This is a genomic window from Micromonospora sp. M51 (assembly GCF_018070305.1).
Classification (GTDB): domain Bacteria; phylum Actinomycetota; class Actinomycetes; order Mycobacteriales; family Micromonosporaceae; genus Micromonospora; species Micromonospora parva.
The window spans coordinates 1-8,715 of the sequence record NZ_JAGPXZ010000193.1 but is presented as its reverse complement, the minus strand read 5'-3'; the positions used below and the strand labels follow the sequence as shown (position 1 = coordinate 8,715).

General features: G+C 72.4%; 8 protein-coding genes. All 8 read left to right on the top strand.

Annotated features, from left to right (window positions below):
• Window positions 1-178: 178 nt before the first annotated feature.
• The 8 genes from KBX53_RS13115 to KBX53_RS13080 all read left to right on the top strand — a co-directional run bounded on the left by KBX53_RS13115 (window position 179) and on the right by KBX53_RS13080 (window position 8,638).
• Entirely contained in the window at window positions 179-1,486 is a 1,308-nt protein-coding gene (locus KBX53_RS13115; protein WP_210859451.1) for an aminotransferase class I/II-fold pyridoxal phosphate-dependent enzyme, read from the top strand.
• Between the two features lie 326 nt (window positions 1,487-1,812).
• Window positions 1,813-2,538, top strand: a complete 726-nt coding sequence (locus KBX53_RS13110; protein ID WP_030336785.1) for a UdgX family uracil-DNA binding protein — start codon at window positions 1,813-1,815, stop codon at window positions 2,536-2,538.
• Window positions 2,539-2,689: 151 nt separating this feature from the next.
• A complete protein-coding gene (locus KBX53_RS13105) occupies window positions 2,690-4,294 on the top strand; it encodes a flavin monoamine oxidase family protein (protein ID WP_210859450.1) in 1,605 nt (534 codons plus the stop codon).
• Window positions 4,295-4,401: 107 nt separating this feature from the next.
• On the top strand, window positions 4,402-4,980 hold the full coding sequence (locus tag KBX53_RS13100) for a hypothetical protein (RefSeq protein ID WP_210859449.1): 579 nt from the start codon (window positions 4,402-4,404) through the stop codon (window positions 4,978-4,980).
• 116 nt (window positions 4,981-5,096) lie between these two features.
• Window positions 5,097-6,488, top strand: coding sequence for an MFS transporter (locus KBX53_RS13095; RefSeq protein WP_210859448.1), 1,392 nt, complete (start codon window positions 5,097-5,099; stop codon window positions 6,486-6,488).
• 5 nt (window positions 6,489-6,493) lie between these two features.
• Complete coding sequence (locus KBX53_RS13090; RefSeq protein ID WP_030336777.1) at window positions 6,494-6,694, top strand: DUF3046 domain-containing protein; 201 nt, start codon at window positions 6,494-6,496, stop codon at window positions 6,692-6,694.
• A 184-nt stretch (window positions 6,695-6,878) separates the two neighbouring features.
• Window positions 6,879-7,925, top strand: a complete 1,047-nt coding sequence (gene recA / locus KBX53_RS13085; protein ID WP_030336775.1) for a recombinase RecA — start codon at window positions 6,879-6,881, stop codon at window positions 7,923-7,925.
• Window positions 7,926-7,939: 14 nt separating this feature from the next.
• Window positions 7,940-8,638, top strand: a complete 699-nt coding sequence (locus tag KBX53_RS13080; RefSeq protein WP_030336774.1) for a regulatory protein RecX — start codon at window positions 7,940-7,942, stop codon at window positions 8,636-8,638.
• The last annotated feature ends 77 nt before the right edge of the window (window positions 8,639-8,715 follow it).

The window sequence follows — 8,715 nt, the reverse complement described above, 5'->3', positions numbered from 1 at the left end:
GGGCAGCACCCGGGGTTGGCCGTCGACGGTGAAGCTGAGCGCGCAGTCGTAGGCCTCGTCGAGCACGGCGTGGGCGGCGGCAGTGTCGTAGCTCATCTTGTCGCGGGAACGGTGGGGTGTGGTCCGGGCGGTGGGTGGATACATGCGCGCCCCTTTGTTCTAGTACAATCTCCTATTTGTGTCAGCACACTATCAGCCCACCGGTACGACAGCCGTCGAGATTTCGGCCAGCATCGAGTCGGGCATCCGTGCCGGTGCCCTGCCACCGGGGGCGGCCCTGCCGCCGGTGCGGGCGCTCGCCGCGCAGTTGGGGGTCAGCCCCGCCACCGTCGCCCGCGCCTACCAGGAGCTACGCCAGCGCGGGCTGCTCGCCACCGCCGGTCGGCACGGCACCCGGGTACGCCCCCGCCCGCCGGTGGCCGCCCGTCGCTCCGCGCTGCGCCCCCCACCGTTGCCCGGCGCCCGGGACCTGTCCCGGGGTGAACCCGACCTGCGACTGCTTCCCCCGCTGGGCCCGCACCTGGCGGCGCTCGCCACCGACGGCGGCCCGCCGGTCGGCTACTCCGATGCCGGGGTGCTGCCCGAACTGGCCGAGGCGGCCGGGGAGTTGACTCTCACCGGCGGGGCGTTGGACGGCATCGAGCGGCTGCTCGGCGCGCACCTGCGCCCCGGCGACGCGGTGGCGGTCGAGGACCCGGGGTGGGCCAACCTGCTCGACCTGGTCGCCGCGCTCGGGTTGCGCCCGATCGGCGTACCGCTGGATGACGAGGGGCCGCTGGTCGCCGGGGTGGCCGCGGCGCTCGCCGCCGGAGCGCGGGCGCTGATCGTCACCAGCCGGGCGCAGAATCCCACCGGCGCCGCCGTGTCGGCGGCCCGCGCCGAGGCGCTGCGGGCACTGCTCGCCGGCCGGTCGGACCTGCTGCTGATCGAGGACGACCACGCTGCCGAACTGGCCCGCGTACCCCTGCATCCGCTCGCCGGTGCGACAGCGAGTTGGGCCTTCCTCCGTTCGGTGAGCAAGCCCTTCGGCCCGGACCTGCGGATGGCGGTGCTTGTCGGTGACGAGACGACGGTGGCCAGGGTGAGCGGCCGTACCCGGGTCGGCGCCGGCTGGATCTCCACAGTGCTGCAACGTCTGGTGCTCGCCCTGTGGCGGGACCCGGCGGTCACCGAGTTGGTGCGGCGGGCGGCGCAGAGCTACGAGCAGCGGCGCGAAGGGCTGCTCGCGGCGCTGGCCGCGCACGGCCTGACCGCGCACGGCCGCAGCGGCATCAACGTCTGGCTGCCGGTCGCGGACGAGACCAGCGCGGTGACCGCGCTCCGCGACGCCGGGTGGGCGGTGGCTCCGGGCGCTCTCTACCGGATCGCCGCCCCGCCCGCCCTGCGCATCACCGTCAGCCCCCTGGACCCCACCGACCTGGCCCCCCTGGCCGCAGCCCTGGCCCAAGCCGTCAACCCACCCCACCCCCCAGGTTTCCCCACCTGACCCCCACCCCTTCCGCGATCTTGCAGGTTCTGCTGGCGAAATGCCCGATGTCTTGGCTTTGGTCGGGACAGAAAGTGCGAGATCGCGAGGATTCGGGGCGGCGGGGACGGGTATGCGGGCGCCCGGAGGTGTGGGGATATGGCTTCTGGTGGGGCTCGTAAGGGGATCTGGATCGCCATCGCGGTGGCGATCATCATCATCATCATTGTGCTGATCGCGATCGCGTCCGGCGGCGACGGGGGCGGTAACGGGTACTGACCTGACGCGGCCGGGGTGCGCTGCGGCGTGTCCGGCGGCGGGCACCGAACGGGTATATAACAGTCGGCATGGCCGAGCAGACCGGGAACGCTCCGGGCGCCCAGCGGTTCATCCCGCCCGACGCCGACACCATCGACGACCTGCGCACCGCCGCCGGCGGCTGTCGGGGCTGCGAGCTGTACCGGGACGCCTCGCAGACGGTCTTCGGCCGGGGTGACGAGAGTGCCCGCGTGGTGCTGGTCGGCGAGCAGCCCGGCGACATGGAGGACCTGAAAGGGCTGCCCTTCGTCGGCCCGGCCGGACGCCTGTTGCGCCGCGCGGTCGACGACGCCGGGCTGGACCCGGGCCAGCTCTACCTGACCAACGCCGTGAAGCACTTCCGTTTTGAACTGCGCGGCAAGCGGCGGATCCACCAGACCCCGGACCAGGTGCACATCACCGCCTGCCGACCGTGGTTGGTCGCCGAGTTCGCCCGGCTGCGTCCGGAGTTCGTGGTGGTGCTCGGCGCGACCGCCGCCAAGGCGCTGCTCGGCCCGTCCTTCCGGGTCACCCGGCAGCGGGGCGAGCTGCTGCCCTGGCCGGAGTCGGCGCAGCATCCAGCGGACTTCGCACAGGTGCCGGTGGACAACGCCGGAAAGCGGGCCGACGCGCCGCCCACCCGACTGCTGGCCACCATCCATCCGTCCGCCGTGCTGCGGGCCGACGACCAGGACAAGGCGTACGAGGGTCTGGTCGCCGACCTCACCGTCGTGTCCCGCGCCAGCGCCGGACGGCGGGTCAACCGCTCGTCGTGACGTTGCTGAAGACGCCGCCGCGACGGCCAGGCGAGTGGCGGCCATCCCCTGTCATCGAGTGAGGCTGATACCTACCGGAAACGGCGTCGCGCGATCCACGTAACAGCGTCTCTGCAGACTCATGCGAGTCGATCTTGTAGGGGAGGCCGTTATGAGCGATCAGACGCAGTCGATGGTCAGCCGGCGTGGGTTCCTGCGCTCGGTCGGGATCAGCGGTGGGGCCGGAGCGATGCTCGCCACCATGGGTGCCATGGGGCTGGCCCCCAGCGCGGCGGCGTCGGTCACCCCGGCGTTCCGGCCTCCGGAGCGGTCCGACTTCACCCTCACCGGGCGGTCCGGCGCCAGCGTGGTCGTGCTCGGCGGCGGCATCGCCGGGCTGACCACCGCGTACGAGTTGGGCAAGGCCGGTTACCACTGCACCATCCTGGAGGCGCGGCACCGCGTCGGTGGTCGGAACCTGACCATCCGGGGCGGCGACGTCGAGACCGACCTGGACGGACGCACGCAGCGGGCCGGCTTCTCCGACGGCGTCTACTTCAACGCCGGCCCGGGGCGGATCGCACAGTGGATGGTCACCATGGACTACTGCCGGGAACTGGGCGTACCCGTCGAGGTCTTCACCAACCAGAACGCCGACGCCTGGATCTACAACGAGTCCGCCGGGATGACCGCGCCGGTCCGGTACCGCACCGCCAAGGCCGACGTGTACGGCTACGTCTCGGAGTTGCTGGCGAAGGCCACCGACCAGGGCGCGTTGGACGCCCGACTCGGCACGGAGGACCGCGAGCGGCTGTTGTCGTTCCTGCAGAGCTTCGGCGCGATCGGCGGACGGGGCAGCGACTGGGCGTACACCGGGACGAGCCGTCGGGGCTTCTCCGCGTACCCGGGTGCGGGCAACGACGTGGGGACCCCGCTCGGCACGCCGCCGGCGCTCTCCGACGTGTTCGCCAGCAACATCGGCCGGTACTTCTCCTTCGAGTTCGGCTACGACCAGGCGATGCTGATGTTCCAACCGGTCGGTGGGATGGACCAGATCCCCCGAGCCCTGGCCCGGGCGGTGGGCGCGCACCGGATCCGACTCGACGCCGAGGTGACAGCGGTGACCGACCGGGGCAGCCGGGTCGAGGTGACCTACCGACAGCATGGCCGGCAGTCGCAGATCACCGCCGACTACTGCGTGGCCGCGCTGCCGCCGCACCTGATGGCCCGGGTGCCGCACAATCTCGGCACGGCGGTGACCGCGGCCCTGGCCGACTTCCCGGTCACCGCCTCCGGCAAGATCGGCCTGGAGTACCGCAGCCGCTGGTGGGAGACCGATCAGCGGATCTACGGCGGCATCACCGAGACCGACCTGGACCTGTCGCACATCTGGTACCCGTCGTACGGCTTCCACGGCAAGCGCGGCCTGGTCGTCGGCTACTACAACACCGGGGCGAACGCCAGGGCGTACAGCGGGCTGACCCCGGAGCAGCGCGCCGAGCGCGCGGTCAGCCAGGGTGTGAAGATCCACGGCGACAAGTACCGCAGTGAGCTGGTCACCTCGTACTCCCACGCCTGGGACCGGACCCGCTACATCGAGGGCGCCTGGACCTCACCCCGGTACGGCACGGCCGGCTACAACCTGCTGCTCCAGCCGGCCGGACGGGTCTACTTCGCCGGGGACTGGCTCAGCCACGAGGTGGCCTGGCAGCACGGCGCGTTCGTGGCGGCGCGTTCGGCGGTCTCCGCGCTGCACCAGCGGGTGATGGCGGGCTGACCCGACCGTGCGCCGTCCAGATCGTGGACAGTTTCCGTTCGCGCGGAACGGAAGCTGTCCACGGTCGACAGTGTGTCCCGGGTCGTGTGCGCGGGTAACGGATGTCGATGGACGTTGACAACGAGGAGCGTCGCGCCACCGCGGCCGCCGGGCTTCGCGGGAGAGGGAGGCGGTTCTTCGCGCGGGCGACCGGCTTGCAGCTCATGGCCGTGTACTGGGTGCCGATGACGGTGCTCATCGGGCTGCCGATGCGCTGGCTCTTCGACCGACAGGAAGCACTTGACGAAGCCGTGCTGGGCGCCGCCCTGAACGCCGTCTGGATCGGCCCCTCGATCTATCTGGCGCAGCGCGTGGTGGGCGAGGCTCGGCAGGATCCCGAGGGGTACCCGCTGCGCCAGGCAGTGCGCACCGGCGCCGTGCCCGAGGACGACGCGGTGCGGGCCGACCTGCCCGGCTATCTCGCCGGACAGCGGCGGGCCACCTGGGCGGCGCTGCTGTCCGTCCTGGTCACCGCCCTGGGGCTGATCCTGCTCGCTCTGCTCGCCGCCGACAACGAGGGCTTCGCGGTGATCTTCGGCGTGGTCGCCGCCGTCAGTGCGGCCGTCGCCGCGCTCACCCTGACCCGGATCCGTCGGCTGGCATCCCTGCTGCCCGGTCCACCGGAGACACCACGATCGCAGGGGTGAAGGGGGCGTACCGGGAGGGCCGGGCGGGGCGACCGGTTCGGCTGGTGGCAAAACCCACTGCCGCTGGTCGGTGCGGGTGCGCGAGGATGAGTTCACCCCTTCCGACAGGAGCGCCGATGGCGACCGACCTGACCGCACCGCGTACCGGCGTCCGACCCGACGTCGCGTCGATCCAGCGGCGTACCCTGCGGCTGCTCTTCACCACCCAGATCATCGGCGGGATCGGCGTGACCATCGGCATCGCCGTGGGCGCGCTGCTCGCGGCCCGGATCGCCGGGACCGCGGTGGCCGGTGTCGCGCAGAGCGCCGGGGTGGTCGGTGCCGCGCTGCTCGCCGTCCCGGTCACCCGGATCATGGCGCGGCACGGTCGCCGGCCGGGTCTGGCGCTGGCGTACGCGGTCGGCGCCGTCGGCGGCGTGCTGGTGGTGCTGGCCGCTGCCACCCGTTGGGTGCCGCTGCTCTTCCTCGGCATGCTGCTCTTCGGCGGGGGCACCGCCGCGAACCTGCAGGCCCGGTACACGGCCGTGGACCTCGCCGAGCCGGCCCGCCGGGGGCGGCAGCTGTCCCTGATCGTCTGGGCCACCACCATCGGTGCGGTGGCCGCGCCGAACTTCGCCGCGCTGGCCGACCGGGTCACCACCGGCTGGGGGCTGCCCCCGCTGGCCGGCCCGTTCGCGTTCAGCGCGGTCGCCTTCGTGCTGGCTGCCGTCGTACTCCTCGGGTTGCTCCGGCCCGACCCGCTGCTCACCGCGCGCCGGCTCGCGGCGGCCGACGCACCTGCCGCCGACCGTCCGTCGGCCGCCGACGCGACGGCGACCGCGGTGGCGGCCGAGGCGCCGGCGGCGGGTGGTGCCGGGCGGCCGGCCGCCGCGCCGGTCGGGGTGCGCGCGCCACGCGCCGCCGGGATGCGGGCGGCCTGGTCGGTGGTACGCGGACAGCCCGCCGCCCGACTCGGCATCGCCGCCGTGGCGGTGGGTCACCTGGTGATGGTGGCGGTGATGGCGATGACGCCGGTCCGGCTCGGTGAGTCGCACGCCGACGCCGACGTGTTGCGGCTGGTCGGCATCGTGCTGAGCCTGCACATCGCCGGCATGTACGCGTTCTCCCCGGTGGTCGGTTGGCTCACCGACCGGCTCGGTCGACGGGCGGTGATCCTCGGTGGGGTCGGGCTGCTGCTGGCCGCCTGCGCGGTCGCCGGCACCGCCGGGCACCACACACCTCGGCTCTCGGTCGGTCTGGTCCTGCTCGGGCTGGGCTGGTCGGGGACGATGGTGGCCGGCTCGACCCTGCTGTCCGAGTCGGTGGCGGCCGGGGTGCGGCCGAGCGTCCAGGGGCTCTCCGACCTGATCATGGGACTGGCCGGGGCCGGCGCGGCCGTGGTCAGCGGGTTTGTCATGCAGTTCGCCGGATATCCCGTGCTCACCCTGCTCGCGGCGGTCGCGGTGGCGCCCCTGGTGGCGCTAGCGTTGCGCCCGGTGCCGATCGGGGCACCGGACGAGGAGGGCTGATAACTGTGCGGCTGACCGACTTCTGGACGCGGCTGGACGAGGCGTTCGGGCCCGGCTACGCGGCCAGCATCGCCCGCGATCAGGTGCTGTCCCAGCTCGGCGGACGGACCATCGAGCAGGCCCTGGCGGCGGGGGAGCAGACGCACGTGGTGTGGCGGGCGGTCTGCGCCGCCTACCCCGACCGGGTGCCCGCTCGACTACGCTGAGCAGCCTTTTCGCCGGTTCCGCGTGTCGCTTGTCGAGTCGTACACCTGTTCGGCTATTGTCCACAGCGGGGTGCTCGTCCACAGCTCGCGGCCCGTCGGCTGGTTTTCTGTCGGACCTAGCGCCTAGCGTGTCCGCGTGACGCGAAGCTCAGCAAAGACGCCGGCGAAGGCAGGGGTGGCAACCATGGCAGCAGGGCCTGACCGGGAGAAGGCACTCGACCTTGCTCTCGCCCAGATTGACAAGCAATTCGGCAAGGGCTCGGTGATGCGGCTGGGGGAGCGGCCGGTCATCCAGACCGCCGTGATCCCGACCGGCTCCATCGCGCTCGACGTGGCGCTCGGCGTGGGTGGTCTGCCGCGTGGCCGGGTGGTCGAGGTCTACGGTCCCGAGTCCAGCGGTAAGACCACCGTGGCACTGCACGCGGTGGCCAACGCCCAGCGCAACGGCGGGATCGCCGCCTTCATCGACGCCGAGCACGCGCTCGACCCGGAGTACGCGAAGGCCCTCGGCGTCGACACCGACGCGATGCTGGTCTCCCAGCCGGACACCGGCGAGCAGGCGCTGGAGATCGCGGACATGCTGATCCGCTCCGGCGCTCTGGACATCATCGTGATCGACTCGGTGGCGGCCCTGGTGCCCCGTGCCGAGATCGAGGGCGAGATGGGCGACAGCCACGTGGGCCTCCAGGCCCGGCTGATGAGCCAGGCGCTCCGGAAGATCACCGGTGTGCTCAGCAACACCGGCACCACGGCTATCTTCATCAACCAGCTGCGGGAAAAGATCGGCGTGATGTTCGGCAGCCCGGAGACCACCACCGGTGGTCGGGCGCTGAAGTTCTACGCCTCGGTCCGGCTCGACGTGCGACGCATCGAGAGCCTCAAGGACGGCACCGACGTGGTCGGTAACCGCACCCGGGTCAAGGTCGTGAAGAACAAGGTCGCCGCGCCGTTCAAGCAGGCCGAGTTCGACATCATGTACGGCAAGGGCATCTCGCGGGAGGGCTCGCTGATCGACGTCGGCGTGGAGCAGGCGATCATCCGCAAGTCCGGAGCGTGGTACACGTACGACGGCGACCAGCTCGGCCAGGGCAAGGAGAAGGCCCGGGAGTTCCTGAAGGAAAACCCGGACGTGGCCGCCGAGATCGAGAAGAAGATCCTGGAGAAGCTCGGCGTCGGGGTCGGCGCGGGTGACGCCGCCGGTGGCCCGGAGCTGCCGCCGGTCGACTTCTGACCGGTCGCTGACCCGTGGCAGGACGACGCGCTCGTACGGGGCGGGGCTGGGATGCCAGTCCGCCTCGTACGGGCGACGCCACCGACCCGCCCCGCCCTCGGCGAGGCCGCCGGGGTGGTTCCGGGGAGGCCGACGCCGTCGAGTCTCCGGCTCCTCCCCGGGACGAGTCCGAGGTGGCCCGTGAGATCTGCCTGCGTCAGCTGGCCGTCCGGCCCCGTACCCGGGCCGAGCTGGCCGGGGCGCTGGCCAAGCGGGGCATCTCCGAGGAGGTCTCGGCAGAGGTCCTCGACCGGTACGACGAGGTCGGCATCATCGATGACGCCGCGTTCGCGAGGGCGTGGGTGTCCAGCCGGCACGCCGGGCGGGGCCTCGCTCGCCGGGCGCTCGCCAACGAGCTGCGCCGCAAGGGTGTGGACGGCGAGGTGGCCACCGAGGCGCTGGGCGAGCTGGACGAGGAGACCGAGGCGGACACCGCCCGCAGTCTCGTGGAGCGCAAGCTGCGCACCGCCCGGGGCGAGCCGGACGCGGTTTTCCGCCGGCTGGTGGGCATGCTGGCCCGCAAGGGCTACCCGCCTGGTGTGGCCATCCGGGCGGTGAAGGACGCGCTCGCCGCGCAGAGCGCCGAGGCGGCCGAGTTCGCCGAGCAGATCGACGCCGACGCGCTCGCCGACGCCGAGGGCGAGTTGGAGCGCGACAACCGGCTGGCCGAGTGAGCGGCCCGCTCAGCGGCCCGCTCAGCGGTCCGCTGCGACTCCCGATGGGGGTGCGGGCCTGATGTTGAAGGCATGTC

What these genes read in the sequence shown, in the direction of transcription:
- KBX53_RS13105 (WP_210859450.1), top strand. Translation starts at nt 2,690, where the DNA reads ATGAGCGATCAGACGCAGTCGATGGTCAGCCGGCGTGGGTTCCTGCGC.
- KBX53_RS13110 (WP_030336785.1), top strand. Translation starts at nt 1,813, where the DNA reads ATGGCCGAGCAGACCGGGAACGCTCCGGGCGCCCAGCGGTTCATCCCG.
- recA (WP_030336775.1), top strand. Translation starts at nt 6,879, where the DNA reads ATGGCAGCAGGGCCTGACCGGGAGAAGGCACTCGACCTTGCTCTCGCC.
- KBX53_RS13095 (WP_210859448.1), top strand. Translation starts at nt 5,097, where the DNA reads ATGGCGACCGACCTGACCGCACCGCGTACCGGCGTCCGACCCGACGTC.
- KBX53_RS13100 (WP_210859449.1), top strand. Translation starts at nt 4,402, where the DNA reads ATGGACGTTGACAACGAGGAGCGTCGCGCCACCGCGGCCGCCGGGCTT.